Origin of the sequence: Psychrobacillus sp. FJAT-21963, from assembly GCF_001420585.1 — a bacterium.
Taxonomy (GTDB): Bacteria; Bacillota; Bacilli; order Bacillales_A; family Planococcaceae; genus Psychrobacillus.
Window position 1 is genome coordinate 84849 of the sequence record NZ_LJIY01000016.1, and the last position, 26615, is coordinate 111463.

A 26615-nucleotide genomic window follows, 5' to 3' on the forward strand; every position below is an offset into this window, starting at 1 on the left:
GGTAAGTGCTCATAAGACAGAATTCCGCAGATTGCTTCTAAAAGAAGTCATTCTATTGGATATACTTATTGGGAAAACGGATGAAATCGCACAGGAGAAAAAATCAAAACAAGGCACTTTCTATTCAAAATTGAACAGAAAGTGCCCAAGTGCCTTATTTTTTGTTCAAAATCATGTCATTTAATACGTAAGTTTTTCAGTGCACTCATTGGCATGAGTATGCTTTTATTCTATCATCCTAAGATTGTGAATAACTCATGTAAGTTTTTAATCGTATAAGTAGGCTTTACTTCTTCATTTTGTGGTTTGTCTTCTCTGTTAATCCAAACTGATTTCATACCTATTTTAGAGGAGCCAAGGATGTCGGTCATTAAATTATCGCCTACCATTAACGCTTCATCCTTATTAACTCCAGCAACTTCTAGTGCATGTTCAAAAATGGAAGGGTCTGGTTTTCCTTTACCAAATGCCCCAGATATAATAATGTGGTCGAAGTAAGGGGTTAGCTCAGGTGTAATTTCCAGCTTCGTATTTTGTAAGCTAGGTGAACCATTTGTAATTAATAGAAGAATGTATTTATCTTTTAATAGATCTAAAACTTCAAATGTCTCTTCATAAACAAAAGGACTTTCTTTTCGCATTTTTGGGAAGTACTCTGCTAATTCTTTTCCAAGAGTCTCATCTTCAATGCCTAATTTGTATAGTCCTTGTGTCCAAGCTTCCTGCTGATAGACTGGAACGATTACTTTCATCTTTTGGAACTCTTCTGTAGGGTCATCGAATGTGCCCCATAACCCTTCGAAAGGGTTTATTCCAATCATTTGTGTAAATGGACGTGTTTCATATGTATCGTATAATTTGGCTGCTTCTTCTCGAACTGCCTGCTCTAAAGCTATTGGATCAATGTCAACTTTCTTAGCTGCAAATTTACACGTTTTATGAAAAGCGGTTTCCACACTTTTTTTATCCCATAATAAAGTATCATCTAAATCAAAAAAAATAGCCTTCATTTATTAAATACTCCCTTCACTTTCTTATCTATTTACTTTACCTCAGTAAAGGGAGACTGTCACTAGAGTTACCGTATGAATTTCAAATCAAAATAATTAATTGTTCGAAATAAGAGTTTCTTCAAACATATCTATAATATGAAGGAACCTTTCTGCCTCTCTGAATACATGGTCGGCCAAAAGAGGGTGAATATTGCTTTTTATACGACAAGCTTCTATTAGGTCTCTTGCTGATTTTTTAAAATCTCTGAGGGATACAACAGATACACGATTTTGATCCAAAAATTGATCCAATATAGGTGGAGTTTCTGATTCTGGACGCATGGAATCTAAATCGAGTGCCTGAAAAACAAGCTGGTCAAAATCATGACTGAACTCTCGTGCTTGGTCTACTAGCTTTCTTTCGGAAGGATCCAAAAGGTGGCCAATGAATTTAGAATGATCTGCCATGATTTTAAGGAAGAAAACATTTTCCTTAATAATGTCATCAGGTGTAGGTTCGAGCTTTCCGGCATTAAGCTCTTTTAATCGGTTAACAAAATAAGCTGCTTCTCTGCTTGTGTGATCCACTAATAAAGCATAGTTATTTGATCTAATTTCACAACGTAATATTAGTCCAAGTACCTTTCTTTTATAAGCCCATATCGCAGTAGCTGCCTGATATACTTGAATATTAAATCTTCTTATTTCTTCTGGATCGGATTGTGAAGAATAGGTATTTAGTTTTTCTTCGATTTTTTCAAACAAAGCAACAAATTCCAGTGCTTCTTGAATTAATTTTTTGTCGTCGAAACTGAATCCCAAACTTAAAAATAAGGCATGCTCTTTCATTATCCTTGACCAAAAACGAATCTCATCCAATGATCTTGTCACAAATAAACTGACTGAAATCACTCCTTTTTCTTATAATATTCATACCCCGCTAAAAGATGTTAAATGACTAGAATTGCAACAATTTATCAAGAGGTCCACCAGCAAGAATAATTTCCTCTATATCCTTTATGGCGATTGGAAAGTATGGAAAGCCATATACATAAGGTGTTATTTCGTAAACTTGAAAATAAATAACAATACTGTGGTCCGCTAGGTAAAAATCTTGATCCATACGAATCTCTTTAAACTCCTCTAAAACAGGGACTTCCCATTCGACGATTTTCTTTTCGATTATTTCTGACAAAATCTTTACGTATTGGCTATTTGGTTCAAATAAATCCTTTAATTCAACTAATTTACCTGTTGCCACATCAAAAGTTAATGATTGAATAATAGTTAATCCATGAGCTCCACCAGTATATGAATAAACTAATAAGGATAAACTTAAAATTCCGCGTTCATTCGTTTTTACCTCGTAATGACCGATCATTTCTACTAAGTTCTCATTATAAAAACCTTCCTCAATCAACATTTTGTTCAAAGTAGAAATAATTTCATTATTTATCTTCTTTTCTATCTGAGGATGAGGTAATTTCGTTACAATAGGGTAAGATACGTTTACTTTTGGTGATTGAACATATTTTGTTTTTATGAGAATAGGTAAATCCATTTTTCACCACCTTTCCAATTGTTATTTTATATGAGTGGGGGAACTACATATGTTTTTGAAGAAAATTACAATTTTACGAGATCAAGAACTAAGCTATCCATTTACGATTCCGACTATAAATCATTTAAGAGAATTAGAATTAACAAATAACGTCACTTTTTTAGTTGGTGAAAATGGGACTGGTAAATCTACTTTATTAGAAGGAATTGCTGATAATTGTCAGTTCAATACAGCTGGGGGAAGTAGAAACAATGTATATGAAGTAGATGCGTCGGAAAGTGCATTGGGGAAATACATGCGTTTATCATGGATGCCGAAAATCACAAATGGCTTTTTTCTACGTGCGGAATCTTTTTATCAATTTGCATCGCATATAGATGAGATGGAAAGACTACATCCAGGTAGCAATCAAAGTTACGGTGGTAAGTCACTTCACAAACAATCTCATGGAGAATCATTTTTGTCCTTATTTTTAAATAGATTTAATGGTAGAGCTATTTATTTATTAGATGAGCCGGAAGCTGCACTATCCCCTCAAAGACAGCTTGCATTCTTAAAAATAATGCATGATCTTGTAACGGAGGAAGACTGCCAGTTCATAATTGCAACTCATTCACCTATTATATTAGGCTATCCAAATGCGACAATCTTTAGTTTTGATAATGGAGAGATTGAAGAAATAGAATATGAAATGACAAATCATTATCAAATAACAAAATATTTTTTGGACCACCGAGAGAAATTTTTGAAAGAACTATTAGAAGGTGATTGAAAATGAAACTTTAAATGACTTAAATTCGTTCTATCTTGTATTGGGAGTGAAATAAATGAACGTAATAATTCATTATTTAGATGATATGCTTTTTTTCGTCTGTGTAGCACTTCCATTTGTTTTTGTTTGGCGTTTTAGTCGATGGAGAAAAAGAGGCCTTAAGCTAAAAGAAAGTTTCCACGAGTTAGGTATATTTCTACTTGTATTAGTGCTCATTGGTTTGTTTTCACAAACCATTATTCCAAGGTATGGATTGATGCAGCCCTCGCTAACAAATGTAAATTTAGATTTGTTTCGGGTTATAAAAGAAACCTATAATGCTATAAAATATTTAGGATTCTGGCAGCCGTTTTATATTAATTTTCTTGGGAATATTATTCTTTTCATGCCCATTGGTTTTCTCCTTCCCCTTCTTTCTAGAAGAATGGAGGATTTCCCTTACACTGTAGTCATAGGTTTATTGGTCTCTCTTTTTATTGAAATAATGCAACTTCCCCAAAACAGAAGTAGTGATGTAGATGATTTATGGTTAAATACACTTGGTGCCTTACTTGGTTATTTATTTTATTTAATCATCAACAGGAAATTACCAACAGTCACTTTGGCATTTAAAAAAATAAAGGAATAAAGTTTGAAATCATTAGTTTCTGGGTAAAAATATAACGGAAACAATATGCAAGGAGCGTAACAAAATGATGATACCAAAAGAATCTAAAATTGAAGAAAAACGTGAGCATATGATTGAAGATCTAGTGAATAAAGGCGTATTTAAAATTGATGGAAGACAACTATATGAGCTGAATCTGTATGAACTAACAAAAGAGTATATAACAGAAGAAGATAACTAAAAGTGCCGATAATATCGGCACTTTTTTTCGTCTGTTCTTATTACGGACGCTGGTCTCGGAAAAACGTCCAATTCTGCTATTTATAGCTAATTGTCTAGAAGAAAAATGTGGTACACTTGTCTCAAACACAGATGAGGTGGAAAACAAATTGACTTTTTTACAAAATTTAAATGAAACATTACAAGAAAAATGGGCAAAGGCTAATTTTGTATCTGAAATGCCTATCCAAACTAAATTAATACCACATATGCTTGATGGTTCAGATATCGTTGCAGAATCTCCAACTGGAACAGGAAAAACATTAGCGTATGTGCTACCTATATTGCAAAAGGTGGATCCATCAAAGAAGCACATACAAGCATTGGTCATTGTGCCTTCTCAAGAACTGGGCATGCAGATTGTGGAAGTATTTCGTGAATGGGTGGCAGGTACCGATATTACTGTAGCGCAACTTATTGGTGGTGCAAATATTCAAAGACAACTCGATGTACTTAAAAAGAAGCCAACAATTGTAGTTGGAACACCTGGACGTTTACAAGAACTTGTGAAATTAAAAAAATTAAAGATGCATGAAATCAAAACAATCGTACTAGACGAAGGAGACCAGTTGTTAAGTCGAGAAAATCGTACGACTGTTAAGGGGTTAATAGATGCAACTGTTGAAAGACAACTGGTTGTTACATCTGCCACAATTACGGAAGAAATTGAACTAGTTGCAGAAAGAATCATGAATAATCCTGTCCGCATTCAAGTTACAGCAGAGGAAATTCCTTCAAAGGGTGAAGTTATTCATAGTTTTGTCAAAACGGAAGTGCGAGACAAAACGGAATTATTAAGAAAGCTTTCTCACTTAGAAGGTATGAAGGGACTAGCCTTTGTAAATAGTTTAGATCAAGTTTTAATGAAGGATACAAAGCTCTCTTATAGAGATGCTCCTATTATTTCTCTACATTCAGAAATGAAAAAAGAGGAAAGAAAAAAAGCATTAGATGACTTTAAAAATGGTAAAGTAAATATACTTATAGCAACTGACGTTGCTGCTAGAGGTCTGGATATTTCTGGATTAACACATGTAATTCATGTTGATGTTCCGCATTCTATAGAACAATATTTGCATCGTTCTGGCCGTACTGGACGTGCTGGAAATGATGGAGAAGTATTGACCTTATTAACTTATGGGGATGAAAAAACGTATAAGAAATGGACAAAGGAGCTTCCGAGCAAGCCAGTTCAGAAAATATGGTATCGAGGGGAGTTAATAGAAGGTTCATCGAAAACAGTACAGAAAAAGGGGAAATAAACAATGAATTTTCAACAAAAATTAGAGGAATACGCTGAGCTTATCGTTAAAGTAGGTTTAAATATTCAAAAAAATCAACAGTTACTTATTAATACAACTACGGAAACGATTGAATTTACCAGACTTGTTGTAAAAAAAGCGTATGAAGCTGGTGCAAAGCGAGTAGATGTAAATTATTCAGATGGACCAAATACAAGATCATTTTATGATTTGGCTCCAGACGAAGCATTCCACGAATATCCGAAATGGGCAGCTATGCAACGAGATGAGTTAATCGAAAACAAAGGTGCTTTATTATGGATCGATGCGGAAAATCCAGATTTACTTGAAGGTGTTTCGGTTGAAAAAATATCAAACTTCCATAAAGCAAGCGGAAAAGCACTTGAAAATTATAGAAAAGCAGTGATGAATGATGTCATTACTTGGTCAATTGTTGCGATGCCTTCCGAAAAATGGGCAGCGAAGGTATTTCCGGAATTACCTGCCGAAGAGCAAATGCAGGCTCTTTGGGATTTAATTTTTCAAGTAGTAAGAATTGGTGAAGGAACAGCGGTTCAACAATGGAAAGAGCATATCGAAAATTTAGAAAGCCGTGCTTCACTATTAAATGCGAAGCGTTATAAAAAATTACATTACACAGCAGAGGGAACAGATATCCAAGTGGAACTACCAAAAGGTCATATTTGGATGTCAGGAGCTAGTAAAAATGCTCAATCCGTTCCTTTTATAGCTAATATGCCTACGGAAGAAGTTTATACTGCTCCATTAAAAACAGGAGTTAATGGCTATGTGAAAAACACTAAACCGCTAGCATATAAAGGGAATGTCATTGATAATTTTACATTAACTTTTGAAAACGGTGCTATTACGAAGGTTGAAGCAACTACTGGTGAGGAGCTTTTAAAAGAATTAACACAAACAGATGAGGGTGCAAAATATTTAGGGGAAATTGCGCTAGTTCCACATGAATCTCCAATTTCTGCATCTAATGTTTTATTTTTTAATACCCTATTTGATGAAAATGCTTCGAATCATTTTGCTATTGGAGAAGCTTACCCGACATGTGTGGAAGGTGCGCGTGGATTATCTCCAAGTGAGCTTGAAAACTTAGGGCTCAATACTTCCATTGTTCATGAAGACTTCATGATTGGTTCTGCTGATATGGATATTATGGGAGAATTAGAAGATGGTACAATAGAGCCTATCTTCAGCAAAGGTTCTTGGGCTTTTTAAGGAGTAAATCTAGATGAAAAAGTGGATAGTTATAATCTTACTCCTTGTGGTTCCTTTCACGTCTTTTTCTGTAAAGGCAAATGGTGCTGAAGTATATATCGCTTTAGGAGATTCTCTAGCTGCTGGCCAAACTCCGAACAGATCAATAGATACTGGTTATACAGATTTAATAGCACAAGAGTTGAAAAGATCTCATCAGCTTGCTTATTATTCGAAGGCACTTGCATTTCCAGGATATACAACAGCTGATGTGTTAAAAACAGTTCGCACAAATGAAGCAAAGGAATTACTTAAAAATGCATCAATTGTTACCATTTCAGCAGGGGCAAATGATTTACTAAGGCTTGTGCAATTAAATGCAGCGAATGGTTCAATTTCGTACAAGCAAATTCAAGTAAATTATGCCTTAAATATGGTACGCAAAAATATGGAAGCAATTGTGAAAGAAGTTCAAGTGACTGCACCAAACGCAAAGATATATGTGTTGGGTTACTATTTTTCCTATCCTCATTTACGAGAAACACAAAAAGTAGGTATAAGAAAAGAGTTAAATGCACTGCATTCCATATTAAAAACGGAAGCGGAGGCCAATGGAGCAACATACGTATCAGTTGAGGAAGATTTTTCTAATAAAGAAAAAGAGTTGCTACCTAATGTATCGGATGTGCATCCTACAATGGAAGGATACCGTCTGATGGCTAATGCTTTTTTCAAAAAGTACAATGCGAATTTACAAGTAAATCCAAAGGAATTGCCTGCTCCAAATCCTTTAACTTTTGAACAAATCCTTAATAGTCAAAAGGAAAAAGCAGAGACTCCCGTTTCAAGAGTAGAGGGTCTTGATCGTTATTTGTCACTTACGGAATTAAGGCCATTGATATAATATTAGGGTTTTGTTAAAAACTGTCTTACTTTTTGTGTGAGCTAATGTCGTCCGATAAATAAGAAAATCGTTGAAACGGCTCCCTTTCCGCGGGGCGTTGCCTTAGCATCCTAGGCCAACACGATGTTGGTCATGCAATCGTTGCCGCAAAAGTTCTTTTGCGACGAGCTTTGCGCAGGAGCAGGATGCGGCGAACTTAGATTGCCTTCCCCTCAACTGCGGGGTCTGCGGCTAACGCTATTCCCGCAGGAGTGTCGCCTTTTTCAACGATTTTCTATAAATACTAATTGAAAAGATTTAAGTAATAAAAACTTGTACTATTAATGTCATAATGGATTTCTAATTATAAAGCGGATAATAGTTGATTGGAGTGGAAGGCGGCGACTCCAGCCGGAATAGCGTGAGCTGAAGACCCTGGACTGAGCGAAGTGAGGGAAGCGACTGAAGCCATGCCGGCGGAAAGCGTCCGCCTCGAACGGAAATCACGGTGCCCATACTAGCTAAGAGAACCTTGAAGAGTTTTTCAATGCCCTCCACGTCATGCGGCTTGCATGAGCAAAAATTAAAAAATCTGCTCCCATTAAATTTATGTGGGAGCAGATTTTTTATTTTATCGTCTTTTTTGATTTCATTAATTTACGAATAATCGGATAGACTACAGGTGCCCATTTTATTGCAGTTTTTGCTATGGTTTTTATATTCATTAGTATCGCTCCCAAGTTTAATTAGTACTAATTCTTTTCCCGTCTTAACGGTAGTATAAACATTATCTTAGTACCTTTACACCTTGGATAATATTCCATACAAGGATAATAATATAACTGACTAAGTACAATAATATGAATAAAAAAGGTGCTGATGCCATAAAAAGCGATTGCTCATTAACAGCTGCATTCATAAATACTGAAAAAAAGCTTGAGAATAGAGCTATAAACAATATAATCATAAATCCAAAGGGTATCAGATGAGAAATTAGCGAACGTTTCGCATGATGTTTCACTTCGGTATCCTGAGAAACAAAAAATACAATAATCGGAAGTATAAAAGGCGCAAACAATACACTAAAATAAGACAGTGCAGATAAAATTCGGTTGTTTTCCATTTGAATACACTCCTTTCCGATTAGATATCTAATATACGTCTCTTTACATAATTAGTTTCAACTTTTGGCAAAGGAGACTAAAATATCTTTATATGTTTCTACGGATGAAATAGAGACATACTCTTTTTCTCCATGCCAATCCGCTCCTGACGGACCAAACTCTACAGCTCCTGCTCCATTTTTTACATAGAAACGGGTATCCGCTGATCCGTGTTGTCCAAATAAGTTAGTATCTCGTCCTGTTTTTATAGTAGTTTCGGATTGTAGCTGAATAATATAGGGATTATTGTCGTTAGTTGTGACCGCTGGCTCAGAGGCATAAATGAGCACTTCATTTCCAGGGAAATGTTTGTGCGCAACATCTGTTATTTCTTGAATTATCTCTGCAGGGTCTTGTCCAGGCACATAGCGAATATCGTAGCTTATGATACACTCATCTGGAACGATATTGTATCTTTCACCTGCATGTATTTTAGCCAAGTTTAAAGAAGGATAATCATAAAATTTATTACTAGCAGTTAAAAAAGAGAGTTGTCGAATTTCTTTATCTAAAGCAATTGCTTCTTCTATTGCATTTATACCTTCCCAAGGACGACTGCCATGACTGGATTTGCCTTTCATTTTAATATCCATTTGGACAATTCCTTTTGCTTGGAGGCCAATATGAAGGTGAGTTGGTTCTCCGCAAATAACGAAATCACCATGATATCCTTGTTCAACTAAATACTCGGACGTTTCTCCATTTGTTTCCTCATCGGTAACAATATGTAGTTGGACTCTCTTCGTTAGTTGATCTGACGCTTTTGAAAGTTCATAGAATGCTTGCATCATAGCAGCAACTCCCGCTTTCATGTCTGCAGAGCCACGACCAAATAATTTGTCACCTTCTATAAAAGGATTAAACTGCTCTTTGTTGCCAGGAACCACATCAACATGGCCATTCCAAATGATGCATTCCTTTCCAACGCCGATTTCTGATACAAGCATAAGCTTTGAATTTTTTTTATGTAAAGTTGTACCAATTCCCTTTTCTTCCAGCCAATTTTGACAAAATAAAAGTGCTTCATTTGCTCCATCCACATCATCACTTTTTATACGAATTAAGTCTTTCAATAAATCTATCATGTACTTACCTCCATTTTCATATTATATTTTTATAAGTATAACAATGAACACGGGCACTGAAAAAGTCCATAGAATTTAAATTTACTAAATAATGTCGTCCGATAAATAAGAAAATCGTTGAAACGGATCCCTTTCCGCGGGCGTTGCCTTAGCCTCCTCGCTGCGCTGCGGACTGAGCGTTGTGAAGGAAGCGGCTGAAGCCATGCCGGCGGAACGCGTCCGCCTGGAACGTAAACTAACGGATCCAAAATAAAAACGAGTATTTGAACAACTTGTCGTTCACATATTGTTATAAAATCTCATGGAGGACTTTTTCAGTGCCCTCACAATGTACAGTGGGGGGTTGCATAACTTATTTCATTGGGCTACAATGAACTCGAACTAAATAATTTATCACCACAAGGGGCGTCGCTTATGCGGCTGAGATAGTACCCTTCGAACCTGTAAGTTCATGCTTGCGTAGGGATGTGGATGGAAACTGACAATCGCGCGATGTCTGGGTCTATCCCGACGTCGTTTTTTTGTGGTCGAAAAAGGAGATTACTATGAAAAATCAACGCGTTATATTGTTAGTGGAAATCGCAATTTTTGCGGCTCTTGGATATATTTTGGATATTATAGGATTTGGTATGCCACAAGGTGGTACAGTCACATTTGTGCTTGTTCCTGTAATTTTAATAGCATTTCGTCGCGGGATAGTCGCGGGCCTTATAACAGGATTTTTAATCGGTATGCTGCAAGTTGTAACAGGCCGTTTTTATGCAGCACCATTATCATTGGAAGTTGTCATTCTACAAGTGGGAATTGATTATTTTATTGCTTTCATGGTAGCAGGATTTGCAGGATTACTAAGACCTGCCTTTTTAAAGGCATATGAAAACAAAGATAAAATGAAAATGGCTACTGCGGTAATTATTGGAGCTTTTATTGCAGCATTTCTTCGCTATCTTGCACATGTGACTTCTGGTATTCTGTTTTTTGGTGAATTTGCTGGCGATCAAAACGTTATCCTTTATTCATTAATCTATAATTCTACTTATATGATTCCAGTATTTTTACTAGCAGCATTCGTTTGTATGATACTATTCCTTAAGGCTCCTCGCCTTATACTGCCGAATAAAGCATAAATATGATATGATTGTTGTACAGTTTAACCAGTTTTAGAATATGCTAATACAGGTTAAGCCTTCGGTGGACGTCACAGATTTTTGGATAGGGACTTAATCGTTCGTCATGATATAATATCTAGACGCAAATACTCCGGGGCGCATTAGATATGAGAAGGGATCTTATAAAGATGATTGTACAAACAAATGAAGAATTAGAAGCTTTAAAAAAAATAGGTCGTATTGTTGCTGAAATTCGGGATGCAATGAGAGCTGCAACGAAGCCAGGTATTACAACAAAGGAACTGGATGAAATTGGTGGTAAGCTCTTCAATGAGCACGGAGCAATTTCAGGTCCAATGGGTGAGTATGATTTCCCAGGATACACTTGTATAAGTGTTAATGAAGAGGTTGCTCACGGTATTCCAGGTTCCCGTATCATTAAAGATGGTGATATTGTCAATATTGACGTATCAGGCTCATGTGATGGTTATTTTGCTGACACAGGTATTTCCTTTGTTGTTGGTGAAGGTTATGAGGAGAAAGAAAAGTTATGTGCAGTGGCAGAAAGCGCATTTAACCGGGCAATGTTAAAAGTAAAAGTCGGTTCTAAATTGAATCAAATTGGAAAAGCGGTTGAAAGAGAAGCAAAAGAAAATGGTTTGCACGTCATTATGAACCTTACTGGTCATGGAATTGGTAAATCACTTCATGAAGCTCCGCAGCACGTGCTCAATTATTATGATGCTTGGGATCCGACAATTTTAAAAGAAGGTATGGTGCTAGCAGTAGAGCCATTTATTTCTCAAAAAGCTGAACATATAGTAGAATCGGGAGATGGTTGGACATTCGTGACACCAGACAAATCGTTAGTTGCCCAAATTGAGCATACGATTGTCGTAACAAAAGAGGGCCCGCTTTTATTAACAAAATTAGATTAAGAAAAATTAAATAGTAAAATGCCTCGGAAATTATGATTTCTGAGGCATTTTTTTTATAAATAATATTCCTACTATAAGTACACAGCTTAAAAAAATGGATGCGGCAGTTATTAATAATTCATCTAACATATGTCGACAGGCAATCCCTAAAAACGCCCAAATAAAGACTAACACGATTGTCGGGTCATTATAATGGTAGCGAAAATGTAAAGCAATTGCTGTAGCAATTGTTAGGAAAATAACAGCCCAGAGTGATTTCGTCATGCCCCAACCACCAAATTCTACATAAGTAAGATAGTAGTCGATATTTGCAAATGTAGCGACGAATATCCATCCTAAATAGATAGAAATAGGGAGCCGCTTTATCCATAATTGCTCTTCAGAAGAATACGTTTTATAAAATAAAAACAAGACTCCTAATAAAGCAAATATATCTATAAGCGATAATAAAAATAACTCATAATGCCACAAGAAAATCCAAAGAATATTTAAAATGGAGCTACAAACAAATAATATAACTCTTATCGTGGATATGGACTCTCCATTTTTAAATTCTTTAACATTATTCCAAATCCAATATGCTAGTAATAAATATATGGGGATCCATATGAGAAATACGTAGCTTGCGGGAGTAAATAATGAAGGTAGTCTATTTGAAATTTCTCCGGTTGTATGATGATTAATCGGTAGAGTATTTGCGAGTAAATTTACCAAGATGGTAGAGAACAAGCTTATAATCAAAATGATTATTTTAATCATACGCATCCCTCCTATTATTATAGTATACCTTTGAAATTTTATTGCGACAAATTGATTTGTGAATGTTTCATGGCAAATACAGAATAAACGGAACATAAAAATCATGATATAATATAATTCGAACTAGTATGAATTTTTAAGGGGGAAAAATAATGAGAGAAGTAGTATATCCAATTACATGGGATTTAGATGTGTTCTTTGAAGGTGGAAGTGAATCTAAAGAGTTACGAAACCATTTAGATCAAGTGAAAGAAAAATTAAAGGTTTTTGGAGAAAGATTAGAAAGTTTTACCACTCCGACATCAGTTCAGGAAGCAAGTAAAATCGTTAGTATCATTGATGAATTAAAGGACATTGCGACTAACTTATCTCAAGCTGGAGCAGTTATTGGTTGCTTTCAAGCACAAGACACTACAGATAAAAAAGCTTCTCTTTTGGAAGGAGAGATAGGAAGTATTTATGCAAAGTTTTCTTCCTTGCTGTTAGGCATACAACAAACGATTAGCAAGACACCAGATGAGGTATGGGCAGAATTAATAAAAACAGATGAATTACTCGAATTTTCTTTTGTTCTAAATGAGTGGAGAGAAGAAGCAAAGAGAATGCTTTCTGAAAAAGAAGAGTCTATGATTACAGCCCTTGGTGTAGATGGCTACCATGCATGGGGGCAGCTATATGATTTGTTGGTAGGGGATATTAGAGTAAAAGTTAAAGTGGATGGAGTAGAAAAAGAACTTTCAGTAGGTCAAGCTAATAACTTAAGCTCTCACGAAGATGCTACTACACGTAAAGAAGCATTTGAAGTATTAGAAGCAGCTTGGACAGAGAAAGAAGAATTTTTTGCTAAAACTTTAAATCATTTAGCAGGTTTCCGTTTATCTATTTATGAAAAAAGAGGCTGGGAATCTGTCCTACAAGAACCACTTGAGATAAATCGTATGAAGCAGGAGACATTAGATGCGATGTGGGGTGCTATTTCCAAAAATAAAGCTCCTTTCGTCGAATATTTAAATGTAAAATCGACAATGCTAGGAAAAGAAGGTATGCATTGGTATGATTTGGATGCACCGGTAAGTGCTTCAACCGAGAAAATGGATTACCAACAAGGTGCAGAATTTATATTAAAGCATTTTAAAGAGTTTGGACCAAAATTAGAATCCTTTTCAAGAAATGCCTTTGAAAAAGGGTGGATTGAAGCAGAAGACCGTCCAAATAAGCGTCCAGGCGGGTTTTGTACAGGAATGCCGGTTTCAGAAGAATCCCGTATTTTCATGACGTACAGTGGAACTATGTCCAATGTTTCTACACTTGCACATGAATTGGGACATGCTTTTCATTCATATGCTTTAAGACCAGTACATTGGATGAATCGCCAGTACGCAATGGGGGTAGCAGAAACGGCATCTACGTTTGCGGAAATGATTGTAGCAGACGCAGCGGTAAAAGAAGCAAAAACGAACGATGAAAAGATTGCTTTACTAGAGGATAAAATCCAAAGAAGTGTTGCTTTCTTTATGAATATTCATGCTCGCTTCTTATTTGAAACAAGATTTTATGAGGAACGTAAAAATGGAATCGTTTCAGCTACAAGATTAAATGAGTTGATGGAAATTGCTCAAAAAGAAGCATACGGTGAGGCACTAGAAACAACACATCCTCATTTCTGGGCTTCTAAATTGCATTTTTATATTACAGGGGTACCTTTTTATAACTTCCCATACACATTTGGTTATTTATTTTCATTAAGTATATATGCGAAAGCAATTAACGAAGGTGCAAATTTTGAAGAAAAATATATTGCACTTCTTCAAGATACTGCCGTAATGTCAGTAGAGGATTTAGCGATGAAGCATCTTGGTGAAGATATTACTGAAGAGGAATTTTGGATTAAAGGGATTAATCTTTGCATTCAAGATGTAAACGAGTTCATTCAATTAACTAATGCAAAAGGGTGACGATGTTTGATCTATTTAGAAGGTGACAGATGTTATTTACGGACATTAAATGTAAAGGACGCACCCAATCTTGCAGATCTTGTTTATAGAAACAAAAAATATTGGGCTGTATATGAACCATTGCATCGAGATGATTATTATACAACCTCTGTGCAAAGAGAGAAAATTCGAGAGTCGCTATTATTAATGAACGAAAAAAGAGAATTCAGCTTTGGGGTATTTCAACATGATACCGATCGGATGATAGGTAGTATTTCATTGTATAGCTTAAAAAGAATGCCTTTTTCTAGTGGACTAATCGGCTATTCAATAGACGAAAATTTAACGGGTAAAGGTATTGCATCGGAAGCTGTACACCTTGTTAAATTGTTTGGGTTTGAACATGCTCATTTGAATCGTATAGAAGCTTATGTATCACCTAGAAATCTTGGGTCAATTAAAGTCTTGGAGAACAATGCATTTCATCGAGAAGGATTACTTCGAAGTCTTCTCTATATTAATGGTAAGTGGGAAGATCATTATATTTATGCATGCATTAGTGAGGACTTCTGAAAGGGTAAGAGTATTTATAAAAAAATTCTTTCCAAAACGAAAAGCTGGTTATTCATCAATTGATGGATAACCAGATTTGTCGATTTCCCGGGAAATATTCTATTTTACGTCGAGATTGCCATCTTTCACTAAATCTAATCTACCAGTATTAGGATCAATGATGAGCCCATGAACAGGTACGCTACCTAGCATTAGTGGGTGATTTCTAATCATATCGACGCTATGTAAAACACTGTCTTTAACATCAGAAAAACCTTCTAACCATTTTTCTACTTCTACCCCGGAATTCTTCAATACATCAAATATTTTTGGATCTATACCTCTTGTAGTCATTTTGCCGATGATTTTATCTGTTTGAATAGCACTCATACCGCAATCATAGTGACCAATAACGTATATTTCGTCCGCTTGAAGTTCATAAACTGCTACGATTAGACTCCGCATGATGCCACCAAACGGATGGTTTATAACAGCGCCAGCACTTTTTACAATTTTAACATCACCGTTTTTAAAGTTCATGGATTTAGGGAGCATTTCTACGAGCCTTGTGTCCATACATGTTAATATTACAATTCGTTTATTTGGAAATTTTGTCGTTAAAAATGGTTCATACAACTTATTTTGTACAAAGGATTCATTGTAAGATAATATTTCTTTTAAACTAGGCATGGAATTCCCCTTTCAATTTTCTACATTATTATTTTATATGAAAGTAATTGATATTTCCTCTATTATGTTTTTTAGTGTAATAACTATTAATAAATTTTCATGAAAAAAACCACTCAGGAGAGAGAACTTGAGTGGCATTTTTTATTATTTGGCACTATTAATATGATTGTCATTTTTATTGTGGTGAAAATTAGCGAGACTTCTGTGGAAAGCGAGCGAATTTTCGTCAATGACAACTTGTATGTTTAACAGCGCCAATTCTTTATTTTGCTACTCTTTGTTTTCTCTCAGAGATAAAAAATGATTTTCCTGTACCGATAGCTACTGATTGTAGAGGTTCAGGGGCAATATGAACAGGTACTTCAATAACTGTTGAAAGCCACTCTTTCATATCTTTTAATAGAGCGCCTCCACCTGTTAATACAACGCCATGATCTACTATATCACCAGCCAACTCAGGAGGACAAATTTCTAATGTAGCCCTAATAGTTTCTAAAATAGTTTCAAGTGATTCTGCTAAAACTCCCTGAATCTGTGTAGATGAAAGATGTATTGTTTTTGGTAAGCCTGTAACAACATCTCTTCCTCTTACATCCATTTGTTCTACAGAATGTGGCACCAATGCATGTCCGATTGTTTTCTTAATTTCTTCAGCAGTTGGTTCTCCAATTAAAATATTATATTCTTTACGAATAAAATTGATAATAGCTTCATCCATTTTATCTCCAGCAGCTTTTACAGTGTTGGAAGCAACAACTCCACCAAATGAGATAATTCCAACCTCTGTAGTACCACCACCAATATCAACCACCATGCTTGCAACTGGTTCATTTACAGGAAGTCCTGCACCAATTGCTGCAGCTACCGGCTCTTCCATCAGTTGGACCTCTTTTGCTCCACTTTGTCTAACCGCATCTTGAATTGCTCTGCGTTCAACGGATGTAGCACCAGAGGGGGTACAAACAATAACAGTCGGTTTTCTTAAAGCAGTGCCTAGCTTCTTGCCTGCTTTTTGCATTATCAGTTTTAATAATTCTGTCGTAACATCAAAATCCGCAATGACACCATCTTTTAAAGGTCGAATAACTTCAATAGAAGCTGGTGTTTTACCGATCATTTGTTTTGCTTTCTCACCAAATGCGATAATTTCTTTTGTTTTAGTGTTTATTGCGACAACAGTCGGTTCATTTAAAAGTAAGCCTTTGCTTTTTGTATATACTAATGTATTTGCTGTTCCTAAATCTATTCCAATATGAGTATTTGAAAACATATATTAAACCTCCCATTCAATCATACTTATATAGTATAAAGGATAAAGGAGGGATTGCCATTTGTTACTTTTTGGAAGTTTACAATTGTTTCAAAAGATAATAGTGCGTTTATCCTGTTAGTTTTGTTTAAAATAAATAGATAGACCTTGTTGGTCATTGATTTGACATAAAGTTGTATTGAAAATGAAAAGAAAAAGAGAAATAGTATCAACTTTAAACTATTCACCCATAAAAAAACAACCGCAATATAATTGCGGTTGTTTGAATTATTTTGAAGGTTTTGGATCAACTGTAATTGAATCATGTGAGTTCATTGCTTTTGCAAAGTAGCTAAGAATTACGTAGCCTACTACTCCTATACCACCAGCAACTCCAAGAACTGTAACTGTGAATAAGCCCATTATTAAACACCTCACTAGTCATGATATTATCATTATAACTTATAATAGTATAAAAAGTAAGTAGAATATTATAGAAATCTAGTTAGGTAGATTAAAAAGCCCAATTTCCATTGCGGAAGATTGGTTCAATCGTTCCATCTTCTTTGATTCCGTCGATATTCATTTTTTCTGATCCAATCATGAAGTCTACATGAGTAATACTTTCATTCAGTCCGTTTTGTGCAAGTTCTTCTCGACTCATTTTCTTACCACCCTCTATGCAAAATGCATATGCACTTCCGATTGCTAAGTGGTTAGAAGCATTTTCGTCAAATAACGTGTTATAGAATAATAAGTTTGAATTAGAAATAGGTGAATCATGTGGGACTAACGCTACTTCTCCTAAATAGTGAGAGCCTTCGTCTGTCGCAACAAGATTCTCTAACACAGTTTGACCTTGTTCAGCTTCCACTTTCACAATACGACCTTTTTCAAATGTTACTGTGAAATTATCAATGATATTTCCTCCGTAACTTAAAGGTTTTGTACTAGCTACGTACCCGTCTACTCCAGTTTTTAAAGGAACTGTGAAAACTTCTTCTGTAGGCATATTTGCCATGAAATCGTTTCCTTTTTCATTTACACTACTAGCTCCACACCATAGATGACCTTTTGGAAGCTCGATCGTTAAATCTGTCCCTGGTGCTGTATAGTGTAGTTTTTTATAGTTCTTATCATTTAAGTAATCTACTTTAGTATGAAGTAATTCGTCATGCTCTTTCCAAGCTTCCACTGGATTCTCTAAATCTGCACGTACCGCTTTAAAAATTGCATCCCATAAAGCAGAAACTTGTTTTTCTTCGGCAACCTCTGGGAACACCTTACTTGCCCAAGCCTTAGAAGGTGAAGCGATAACTGTCCAGCTTACTTTATCAGATTGTGTGTATTGACGATACTTGCTTAATGCAGTACCTGCCGCTTTTTGGAATGCCGCAATTTTATTTGTGTCCACTCCTTTTAAAAGATCTGGACTTTGACTTATAATGCTCATGAAAGCAGCACCTTGTTCAGCTAATAATTCTTTTTCTTGTGCTTTCCATGATGGGAAGATGTCAAATGAATCTTTAGGAGCTAAATCATAACGTAAGCGTGTAATTTCATCGTCTGAAAAATCTACAAAAACTTGGTTAGCGCCAATTTCATATGCTTTTTTCGTAATTAATCGAACGAGTTCTACGCTATCAATTGATGCAGCGATAAATAAATTTTGACCTGGTTGAATATTAACTCCAACTTCTACAGCCAAAGCAGCGTACTTATTTAAGTTTTCATTAAAAGATGACATATTTCGACTTCCTTTCTGTATTTAATTTCATAATATCAGTTTTTATGACGTATGAACACAAAATATTCCAGGCTAAAAGACATAGATAGTACATATTTTATGAAATTATATTATGCAAAAGGAAGTTTAATATTAAAAAATATATAAATTTGCCGAAATAAATGACAGATATAGAATGTGGGGGTAAATGAATGGATAAGTCTACCGTAATTGGTCTTGTACTAGGATTTGTTGCTTTATTAGTTGGGATAGTTTTAAAAGGGGTTCCATTAGTTGCTCTTTTTAATCCTGCAGCTATTTTAATTATCATTTTTGGAACAATCGCTACAATTGTTATAGGTTTCCCGATGAATGAGTTAAAACGCGTTCCAAAGCTTTTTGGAGTTATATTTAAAGAGACTAAGTTATTGCCTGATTATGAGGTTATTAAAATGTTCTCTAGCTGGGCTGATTTAGCACGAAGAGAAGGATTGCTTGCATTAGAAAGTAAGACAACGGAAGTAGAAGATCCATTTTTAAAAAATGGTTTGACACTTGCGATTGATGGTCAGAATGCAGATTATATACGTGATGTATTAACGGAAGAGATAGATGCATTGGAAGAAAGACATGCAGGTGGAGCACATATTTTCTCACAGGCTGGTACTTATGCACCTACTTTAGGGGTTCTAGGAGCCGTAGTTGGATTAATAGCTGCTTTGGGTGATTTGAACGATATAGAAAAACTAGGGCACGCCATTTCTGCCGCTTTTATAGCAACCTTGCTAGGGATTTTTACTGGGTATGTTCTTTGGCATCCATTTGCAAATAAATTAAAACGTAAATCTAAGCAAGAAATACGTCAAAAAACAATGATGTTAGAAGGTATTCTTTCTGTATTAGAAGGAGATTCTCCACGAGTTATCGAACAAAAGCTAGCTTCATATCTTTCTATGTCGGAGCGAAAAAAAGTTTTAAATGAAAGCGGGGAGGCTGGCCTTGGCAAAGAAGCATAAGAAACATAAAGAAGAAGAGGAAATGAGTGAATCATGGCTTCTTCCTTATGCGGATATCTTAACTTTATTGTTAGCTTTGTTTATCGTTTTATTTGCATCTAGTACAGTGGATCAGGAAAAACTGGAGCAGATGTCCCAAGTTTTTAGTCAAGTGTTTGATGGCGGAGTAGGATTAATGGAAAATCCTTCTCCTTTAGACGTACCGGTTACACCAAATAAAACAAATGGTAATGAGCAGAGTTCGGCTTACATTGAGGACCAACAAGCATTGTCAGAGATTCAAGATAGTGTAGATGAATATATTGCTGTGAATGCATTAGAAAAGCAATTCGCTACACAATTAACGGATGAAGGCCTATTAGTAACAATTCGAGATAGTATTTTGTTTGATACAGGTGAAGCGGAAGTAAATCCACAGTATCGCCAAATTGCTGAAGATATATCCGATCTATTAGTGTTTGATCCCCCTCGACATGTTGTCATAACAGGACATACGGATAATGTTCCAATTTCCAGTAGTGAATTTTCTTCTAACTGGGAACTAAGTGTTATGCGTTCAGTGAATTTTTTAAAGATTTTAGTAAATAATAATACAATTGATCCCCTTTATTTTAGTGCAAAGGGGTATGGTGAATTTAAACCAGTAGCAAAAAATGATACTGCTGAAGGTCGGGCAAAAAATAGACGTGTAGAAGTTTTAATTCAACCACGCGTATTGGAAGATGGAACTTTAAACGACGAACCAAAATAATATCGGTCGAAAAGCCTGAAGTGACATCTTGGAATGTTAATCTGACTAATCAATGCTGACAACTTTTTTATAAAGTTGTCAGTTTTTGTTTTGACTTTTTCAAACAAAAGTTTATAATTAAAACAAAAGTTTGTATTTGGAGGAGGGTTGAAACATGCAACAGAAGGAACTTCAAGTTTTTCAGTACCTTAAAAATAATCCTTACGCATCACAACAAGAAATAGCTGATAATCTCCAGATGTCTAGACCTGCAGTAGCAAATACGATTTCTCAATTAATTAAAAATGGGAAAATCACAGGGAGAGCATATATTATTCCTGAAAACAAAGAGGTTATTTGTATTGGAGGTGCTAATGTAGACCGAAAATATATAGTAAAAAGTAAATTACAGATGGGGACTTCTAATCCGACAATAAGCATGCAAAGTGTTGGAGGCGTAGCAAGAAATATCGCTGAAAACATAGGTAGACTTGGGCATAGTGTTCGATTATTATCTGTAGTCGGCAATGATATGGAATATCAAATTATTGAAAAAGCATCTAGTCATTGGATGAACCTATTTTCAGTAGAGAAACTTGCCAACTATTCAACTGGAACGTATTCAGCCATATTAGATAATGAAGGTGAAATGCTATTAGCATTAGCCAATATGGAAATATATGATGAGCTATCCGTAGAATATATAAAAAGACAAGAAGCTTATCTCACAAACGCTCAATTAATAATTGTAGATATGAATTGTCCAAAGGAAGTCATTGAATATTTACGAACGTTATCGATTGGCAAGAATATTCCTTTAGCCATTATTCCGGTCTCATCTCCTAAAATGGAGAGAATGCCAGATGAATTAGAAGGAATAGAATTACTTATTCTGAATAAGGATGAGTCGGAAGCCTATTTACAAATGGAGATAACTGATCAAGAGACATGGAAACAAGCTGCTCAAATTTTTGTGCAGAAGGGTATTAAACATGTTGTTATCACTCAAGGTAACAAAGGAGTTATGTATGCTAGTAGTTCTAACGATGGGATAATCGTACCCGCGATAGAAGTGAGCGAAGTTGTTGACGTCACTGGCGCTGGAGATGCTTTTGTTTCTGGTACGATTCATGCTTGGTTGGAAGGATTAACAATGGAGTCAGCATTGAATGCAGGAATGGTCAATGCAAGTAAAACATTACAATCTCCTGAAACAGTTCGAACAGAGCTTTCAAATGTAATTTTAAATAATGAATTGGAGGAATATTTATCATGAGAGAATTTTTAACATTTTCAAAAGAAGTAGAAGAAGGAATGGCAGCAGGCAAAGCTATTGTTGCTTTAGAATCAACTATTATTTCACATGGTATGCCTTACCCACAAAACGTTGAAATGGCTAGAACTGTAGAACAGATTATTCGTGATAATGGTGCAGTTCCTGCCACAATTGCAATAATGGAAGGTAAAATTAAAATCGGACTATCCGATGCGGAATTAGAAACTTTAGGTACTAGTAGCAATGCACGAAAAACATCACGAAGAGATCTTCCTTACGTGGTAGCTTCGGGAGAAATCGGAGCGACAACTGTTGCTACAACAATGATCTGTGCTGAGCTAGCGGGTATTAAAATGTTTGTTACTGGTGGCATTGGTGGAGTGCACAGAGGTGCTGAAACAACAATGGACATTTCTGCGGATTTGGAAGAACTAGCTTCTACGAATGTTGCGGTTGTATGTGCAGGAGCAAAATCTATTTTGGATATTGGACTAACACTTGAATATTTAGAGACTAAAGGGGTTCCTGTAGTGGGTTACCAAACGGACAAGTTTCCAGCATTTTATTCCGCAACAAGTGCATTCAATTCAAACTTCCGTTTGGATGAGCCGAAGGAAGTAGCAGAAATGCTAAAAGTGAAATGGGAATTAGGGTTAAATGGAGGAGCAATCATTGCGAATCCAATCCCAGCAGCAGATTCTTTGGACGAAGCGTATATTACCAATATCATTGAAAAAGCTTTAACAGAAGCAGAAGAAAATGGTATTAAAGGGAAAGACGTAACACCATTCTTACTTGGAAAAGTAAAAGAATTAACAGAAGGTAAAAGCTTAGAGTCGAATATTGCACTTGTTTATAACAATGCAAAAGTTGGAGCGAAGATCGCAGTTGAATTGAATAATCTTTAAAATAAAGAATCCTTCACCTTAATATGGGTGAAGGATTCTTTATTTTATTTTCTTAAATTACCTAATTCAGCAGCAATAGCTTGCATTTCACTTGGAGAGAAAGAGTCTCTTTTACTAACCATTTCGTATAGGTAAACTAAATCTTCATATTGGCTAGCATTAAAATGTTCTGATTTCATTGCATCAACGTTTACCATGCGAAGCTTTTCTTTTATTGTTTCAATCATATACGTAACATTTTCAACCGAAGGCTCAGATAAATTCATTTTTTTGTACCTACCTTTCATACATTAAGTATCATTTCACGCTACGCAACGATTGTCAATTACTAAATAGATTTCGCAGATTTCTGCGCTAGTTTTTCTTCTTTTAATTTATCTTGAATCCGTTTTGTTTCATATATAACTACCCCAGATAGACCAAGTAATCCTATTAAGTTCGGAATTGCCATCAATGCATTGGTTATATCAGAGAAAGTCCAGATTAAATCTAGAGAAACAACTGAACCAATAAATACCATTATTACGAATGCAATACGGTAAACAATTAATGATGAAGGACTTTTAAATAAGTACTGGAAACATTTTTCTCCATAATAAGCCCAACCAAAAATAGTAGAGGAAGCAAAGAAAACTAATCCGATTGCTACAACAATTGGTCCCCAGTCACCTAAGAAATGTCCGAAAGCAGCAGAAGTCAATTCATTTGCTGCAAGATTTGGATCCTGGTAAAGTCCTGACAATACAATCGTAACTCCAGTAATGGAACAAATTAAGAAAGTATCTAAAAATACTTGAGTCATAGAAACTAGTGCTTGTCGTCCTGGTAAATCTGTTTTTGCAGCAGCAGCAGCAATAGGAGCAGAACCTAAACCAGCCTCATTTGAGAATACACCACGAGCAATACCGTAACGAATAGCGGCACCAATTGCTCCACCAGCAGCAGCTTCACCAGAGAATGCCATTCTAAAGATAGTAGCGAATGCTTCTGGTATAGCAGTGATATTTGTAACCATAACTATTAAACCGGCTAATAAATAGAATAATGCCATAACTGGTACGAATACCGCAGTAACATTACCAATAGATTTAATCCCACCAAGGATAACAAGTGCAGTAAATACAGTAAGTATAATTCCAGTAATCCATGTATCTATACCAAATGTTGAATCTACAATTCCGGCAACGGAGTTAGATTGTGTTCCATTTCCAATACCGAATGCTGCAATCGCACCAAAGATTGCAAATAAAACTGCCAGCCATTTTTGTTTTAGTCCGTGTTCTAAGTAATACATCGGACCACCAGCCATTTGACCGTTTGCATCTTTTACACGATATCTTACCGCTAATATGGCTTCACTATATTTCGTAACCATACCAAAAAATGCAGAGAACCACATCCAAAAAATTGCACCAGGTCCACCGAGAACTACAGCTGTAGCAACTCCGACAATATTCCCTGTCCCTACAGTTGCAGCAAGCGCAGTTGTAAGTGCTTGAAATTGTGAAATATCTCCTTCCGCTGACTTATCATGCTTTTTAGAGAATACTAGTTTCAAAGCTACAGGTAAAAGCCTAACTTGTAAAAATCCTACTCGAATTGTTAAATAAATGCCTGTCCCTACGATTAAGATTAAGAGCGGTATGCCCCATAAAAAAGATGATACACTTCCTAAAAACTCATTTAACTTCTCCATCGATTATTAACCCCCATTATAATTTTACTTTCCAAGTCTTGCTCCCTTTCTATATTGTTTTTTACTTATTACCAATGTTCTTAAAATTCAGAGATATAGTCAAGACTATTTTTCAATTAATTTGTTTTATTCTATTATGACAAGGGTATAATTGAATACAGATATAGCGAAAAATGGAGGTAAGAATATGAGTGAAAATAAATTATTTAAAGGAATTATGTATGGTGCACTACTTGGTGGTGCAATAACAATGATGGATAGAAAGACTCGAGATTCTGTTATGAACAAATCAAGATATATTAGAAATGAAATTGTATACTACAGTAAAAACCGTGAAGAATTAAAAACTAACATTGAATCCCAAGTGACAAAATGGAAGGCATTTTATGATCAATTTTCTTCGGATGCTAAGTATTTATCTCAAAAAGTAAACGAGGTAAAAGAAATGACTCCTCAAGTGAAAACTTTACTGACTGACACGAAAGATGCATTTTCACAATCAAAAGACGAGTACAAATCAATTGTTGTCCCGGAACCGGAATATACAAGTATTTATGAAGAAAAAAAGTAATAAATCATAAGAAAGGTGGGGATGAGGTGGAACATAATCATTTAAATAAAGAAGTATCTGAAACAAACACTTCGTCCTCCACTAAATGGTATGAAAAGAAAGAAGAGAAAAAAAGTGAGAAGCAAGACTTAACTACATGGTCAGGATACGTGAAGCATCTGATTAAACATATTCAGGAAACAGATATTACTGGTCTTGCTGCTCAGCTAGCTTATTTTTTCTTATTATCATTATTTCCAATGATTATCTTTCTAGTTACCTTATTGCCATATTTAAATTTGGACGAGGCACAAGTTTTTCGCTTTCTAGAAAACTATGCTCCAGAAGATGTTTATATTCTAATTGAAGATACAGTTTCGGATGTTTTGCAATACCGAAATGGAGGACTATTATCCTTCGGGATTATAGGTACTATTTGGTCAGCATCCAATGGGATGAATGCAATTGTTAAGTCATTAAATAGATCTTATAATCTAGATGAAACGAGACCTTTTTTTATTGTGAGAGGTTTATCGATTGTCTTCACATTACTTTTAATATTTTTATTGGTTATTGCACTTGTTCTACCAGTTTTTGGTCAGCAAATCGGAACTATTCTATTTTCTTATTTCGGTTTTGAAGAGAGTTTTATAAAGCTATGGAATAATATTAGATGGACAATAAGTCCGATTATTATGTTTTTAATATTAGCTGCTCTTTACTGGATTGTACCAAATAAAAAATTATTTTTAAGAAGCGTTTTTCCAGGAGCAGCCTTTGCAACTTTTGGATGGATCGTTGTTTCGTTAGCATTCTCCTATTATGTTAGTAACTTCGGAAATTATTCTTCTACGTATGGAAGCATTGGGGGAATCATCGTTATGATGCTTTGGCTATATATTTCCGGAATAATGCTCCTTGTAGGTGGGCAAGTGAATGCGGTGATGCAAGAGAGAAAAATTGCACTGGAACAAAAAGAAGCAGAGGGGCAGCATTAGCCCTTCTGTTTTTTTATTTTTCAAGAACTTCTTTATACATAAAAATATATTAACTTTCGTAACGGAAAATCATTTTGTTCATAAAATAAAGAAAAAGTAAAAAGGGGCACAATTATTGATTATCTCTCTTAGAACTGCAAAAGCACTATTAGAAGCTGCAGAAAAACAAGCAATGGCGATGGGCATTACAGAGGATATAGCAATTGTTGACGAAGGAGGAAATTTGATAGCCTTCCATCGAATGGATAATGCTAAAATCGCCGGGATCGATATAGCAGTTAATAAAGCTTGGACCAGTGTTGCTTTGCAAGTACCAACAGCTAATCTCGTTAGTGCAGCACTTCCTGGAGGGCCATCCTTTGGAATTAATACAACAAACCAAGGGAGAATTGTCATATTGGGTGGAGGAATTCCGCTTATATACAATAAAAGAATAGTTGGGGGTATAGGAGTAAGTGGAGCAACAAGCGCACAAGACATTGAAGTAGCAACTGCAGCAGTTCGTTTATTTGAAAGCATGACATTTACTCGAACAAATACAAATGATCAATAATTTTGTCTTAATATAGGAATGTAAAGAGGCTATGTACAATGGTATACCCACTATACATAGTCTCTTTACATTTTTGTTATTGTTTGCTGTCTGTTTGGCCAAGCAATAGGTGGTG

The 26615-nt window shown here is 35.5% G+C and carries 29 protein-coding genes and 1 riboswitch; of the genes, 17 read left to right on the forward strand and 12 right to left on the reverse strand.

Features of this window, described 5'->3' with window-relative positions; genetic code table 11:
* Window positions 1–233 precede the first annotated feature (233 nt).
* From AN959_RS19460 to AN959_RS19470, 3 genes are all read right to left on the reverse strand, one after another.
* On the reverse strand, window positions 234–1010 hold the full coding sequence (locus AN959_RS19460; protein ID WP_056833218.1) for an HAD family hydrolase: 777 nt from the start codon (window positions 1008–1010) through the stop codon (window positions 234–236).
* Window positions 1011–1106: 96 nt separating this feature from the next.
* Window positions 1107–1904, reverse strand: coding sequence for a DUF2935 domain-containing protein (locus AN959_RS19465; protein ID WP_256363938.1), 798 nt, complete (start codon window positions 1902–1904; stop codon window positions 1107–1109).
* Window positions 1905–1950: 46 nt separating this feature from the next.
* Complete coding sequence (locus AN959_RS19470) at window positions 1951–2553, reverse strand: DUF3298 and DUF4163 domain-containing protein (RefSeq protein WP_056833219.1); 603 nt, start codon at window positions 2551–2553, stop codon at window positions 1951–1953.
* Between the two features lie 49 nt (window positions 2554–2602).
* Between AN959_RS19470 and AN959_RS19475 the strand changes: the two genes are divergently transcribed.
* The 6 genes from AN959_RS19475 to AN959_RS19495 all read left to right on the forward strand — a co-directional run bounded on the left by AN959_RS19475 (window position 2603) and on the right by AN959_RS19495 (window position 7589).
* The gene (locus AN959_RS19475) at window positions 2603–3325 is read left to right on the forward strand and encodes an AAA family ATPase (protein ID WP_056833221.1); all 723 of its coding nucleotides are present in this window, start codon (window positions 2603–2605) and stop codon (window positions 3323–3325) included.
* Window positions 3326–3380: 55 nt separating this feature from the next.
* Window positions 3381–3953, forward strand: coding sequence for a VanZ family protein (locus AN959_RS19480; protein WP_056833223.1), 573 nt, complete (start codon window positions 3381–3383; stop codon window positions 3951–3953).
* Between the two features lie 64 nt (window positions 3954–4017).
* A complete protein-coding gene (locus tag AN959_RS20845) occupies window positions 4018–4173 on the forward strand; it encodes a Fur-regulated basic protein FbpA (RefSeq protein WP_231687507.1) in 156 nt (51 codons plus the stop codon).
* A 148-nt stretch (window positions 4174–4321) separates the two neighbouring features.
* A complete protein-coding gene (locus AN959_RS19485) occupies window positions 4322–5473 on the forward strand; it encodes a DEAD/DEAH box helicase (protein ID WP_056833225.1) in 1152 nt (383 codons plus the stop codon).
* 3 nt (window positions 5474–5476) lie between these two features.
* On the forward strand, window positions 5477–6706 hold the full coding sequence (locus AN959_RS19490; protein WP_056833227.1) for an aminopeptidase: 1230 nt from the start codon (window positions 5477–5479) through the stop codon (window positions 6704–6706).
* Between the two features lie 13 nt (window positions 6707–6719).
* A complete protein-coding gene (locus tag AN959_RS19495; protein WP_082461111.1) occupies window positions 6720–7589 on the forward strand; it encodes an SGNH/GDSL hydrolase family protein in 870 nt (289 codons plus the stop codon).
* A gap of 766 nt (window positions 7590–8355) precedes the next feature.
* On the opposite strand, the gene AN959_RS19500 is transcribed toward AN959_RS19495, so the two are convergent.
* Window positions 8356–8691 carry a DUF4870 domain-containing protein gene (locus AN959_RS19500; protein WP_056833229.1) on the reverse strand — a complete coding sequence of 112 codons (336 nt, stop codon included), beginning with the start codon at window positions 8689–8691 and terminating at the stop codon, window positions 8356–8358.
* 57 nt (window positions 8692–8748) lie between these two features.
* A complete protein-coding gene (locus AN959_RS19505) occupies window positions 8749–9816 on the reverse strand; it encodes a M20 family metallopeptidase (RefSeq protein WP_056833231.1) in 1068 nt (355 codons plus the stop codon).
* Between the two features lie 391 nt (window positions 9817–10207).
* A riboswitch (TPP riboswitch) is annotated at window positions 10208–10299 on the forward strand.
* Window positions 10300–10361: 62 nt separating this feature from the next.
* On the opposite strand from AN959_RS19505, the gene thiT reads away from it, so the two are divergent.
* Window positions 10362–10943 carry an energy-coupled thiamine transporter ThiT gene (gene thiT, locus AN959_RS19510; protein ID WP_056833233.1) on the forward strand — a complete coding sequence of 194 codons (582 nt, stop codon included), beginning with the start codon at window positions 10362–10364 and terminating at the stop codon, window positions 10941–10943.
* 170 nt (window positions 10944–11113) lie between these two features.
* On the forward strand, window positions 11114–11863 hold the full coding sequence (gene map / locus AN959_RS19515) for a type I methionyl aminopeptidase (RefSeq protein ID WP_056833235.1): 750 nt from the start codon (window positions 11114–11116) through the stop codon (window positions 11861–11863).
* A gap of 30 nt (window positions 11864–11893) precedes the next feature.
* Here the strand turns inward: map and AN959_RS19520 are convergent, their stop codons facing one another.
* Entirely contained in the window at window positions 11894–12622 is a 729-nt protein-coding gene (locus tag AN959_RS19520) for a TspO/MBR family protein (RefSeq protein WP_053591995.1), read from the reverse strand.
* Between the two features lie 152 nt (window positions 12623–12774).
* Between AN959_RS19520 and AN959_RS19525 the strand changes: the two genes are divergently transcribed.
* A complete protein-coding gene (locus AN959_RS19525) occupies window positions 12775–14577 on the forward strand; it encodes a M3 family oligoendopeptidase (RefSeq protein WP_056833237.1) in 1803 nt (600 codons plus the stop codon).
* A 6-nt stretch (window positions 14578–14583) separates the two neighbouring features.
* Window positions 14584–15129 (forward strand): GNAT family N-acetyltransferase, encoded by a 546-nt coding sequence (locus tag AN959_RS19530; protein WP_053591997.1) that lies wholly within the window; start codon window positions 14584–14586, stop codon window positions 15127–15129.
* A gap of 99 nt (window positions 15130–15228) precedes the next feature.
* On the opposite strand, the gene AN959_RS19535 is transcribed toward AN959_RS19530, so the two are convergent.
* From AN959_RS19535 to AN959_RS19545, 4 genes are all read right to left on the reverse strand, one after another.
* Window positions 15229–15798 (reverse strand): carbonic anhydrase, encoded by a 570-nt coding sequence (locus AN959_RS19535; protein WP_056833239.1) that lies wholly within the window; start codon window positions 15796–15798, stop codon window positions 15229–15231.
* A gap of 262 nt (window positions 15799–16060) precedes the next feature.
* Window positions 16061–17068: a rod-share determining protein MreBH gene (mreBH, locus tag AN959_RS19540; protein WP_053591999.1), complete on the reverse strand. Its 1008-nt coding sequence runs from the start codon at window positions 17066–17068 to the stop codon at window positions 16061–16063.
* Between the two features lie 267 nt (window positions 17069–17335).
* Window positions 17336–17470 (reverse strand): hypothetical protein, encoded by a 135-nt coding sequence (locus tag AN959_RS21930; protein ID WP_256363939.1) that lies wholly within the window; start codon window positions 17468–17470, stop codon window positions 17336–17338.
* A 91-nt stretch (window positions 17471–17561) separates the two neighbouring features.
* Complete coding sequence (locus AN959_RS19545) at window positions 17562–18794, reverse strand: aminopeptidase (protein WP_056833241.1); 1233 nt, start codon at window positions 18792–18794, stop codon at window positions 17562–17564.
* A gap of 191 nt (window positions 18795–18985) precedes the next feature.
* On the opposite strand from AN959_RS19545, the gene motA reads away from it, so the two are divergent.
* The 4 genes from motA to AN959_RS19565 all read left to right on the forward strand — a co-directional run bounded on the left by motA (window position 18986) and on the right by AN959_RS19565 (window position 22703).
* Window positions 18986–19789, forward strand: a complete 804-nt coding sequence (motA, locus tag AN959_RS19550; protein ID WP_053592001.1) for a flagellar motor stator protein MotA — start codon at window positions 18986–18988, stop codon at window positions 19787–19789.
* Window positions 19773–20540: a flagellar motor protein MotB gene (gene motB / locus AN959_RS19555; RefSeq protein ID WP_056833243.1), complete on the forward strand. Its 768-nt coding sequence runs from the start codon at window positions 19773–19775 to the stop codon at window positions 20538–20540. Before motA ends, motB begins: the two co-directional genes overlap by 17 nt.
* A gap of 154 nt (window positions 20541–20694) precedes the next feature.
* Window positions 20695–21795, forward strand: coding sequence for a PfkB family carbohydrate kinase (locus AN959_RS19560; RefSeq protein WP_056833245.1), 1101 nt, complete (start codon window positions 20695–20697; stop codon window positions 21793–21795).
* The gene (locus tag AN959_RS19565) at window positions 21792–22703 is read left to right on the forward strand and encodes a pseudouridine-5'-phosphate glycosidase (protein WP_056833247.1); all 912 of its coding nucleotides are present in this window, start codon (window positions 21792–21794) and stop codon (window positions 22701–22703) included. Before AN959_RS19560 ends, AN959_RS19565 begins: the two co-directional genes overlap by 4 nt.
* Window positions 22704–22747: 44 nt before the next feature.
* On the opposite strand, the gene AN959_RS19570 is transcribed toward AN959_RS19565, so the two are convergent.
* Together AN959_RS19570 and AN959_RS19575 are read right to left on the reverse strand one after the other, a co-directional pair.
* Window positions 22748–22969: a DUF1128 domain-containing protein gene (locus AN959_RS19570; protein ID WP_053592005.1), complete on the reverse strand. Its 222-nt coding sequence runs from the start codon at window positions 22967–22969 to the stop codon at window positions 22748–22750.
* Window positions 22970–23031: 62 nt separating this feature from the next.
* Complete coding sequence (locus tag AN959_RS19575) at window positions 23032–24399, reverse strand: sodium:alanine symporter family protein (RefSeq protein WP_056833249.1); 1368 nt, start codon at window positions 24397–24399, stop codon at window positions 23032–23034.
* A 187-nt stretch (window positions 24400–24586) separates the two neighbouring features.
* Between AN959_RS19575 and AN959_RS19580 the strand changes: the two genes are divergently transcribed.
* The 3 genes from AN959_RS19580 (at window position 24587) to AN959_RS19590 (ending at window position 26500) form a co-directional block, all read left to right on the forward strand.
* A complete protein-coding gene (locus AN959_RS19580) occupies window positions 24587–24970 on the forward strand; it encodes a hypothetical protein (protein WP_053592007.1) in 384 nt (127 codons plus the stop codon).
* Between the two features lie 26 nt (window positions 24971–24996).
* The gene (locus AN959_RS19585; RefSeq protein ID WP_082461113.1) at window positions 24997–25947 is read left to right on the forward strand and encodes a YihY/virulence factor BrkB family protein; all 951 of its coding nucleotides are present in this window, start codon (window positions 24997–24999) and stop codon (window positions 25945–25947) included.
* Between the two features lie 115 nt (window positions 25948–26062).
* Window positions 26063–26500 carry a heme-binding protein gene (locus tag AN959_RS19590; protein WP_082461115.1) on the forward strand — a complete coding sequence of 146 codons (438 nt, stop codon included), beginning with the start codon at window positions 26063–26065 and terminating at the stop codon, window positions 26498–26500.
* Window positions 26501–26615: the final 115 nt, after the last annotated feature.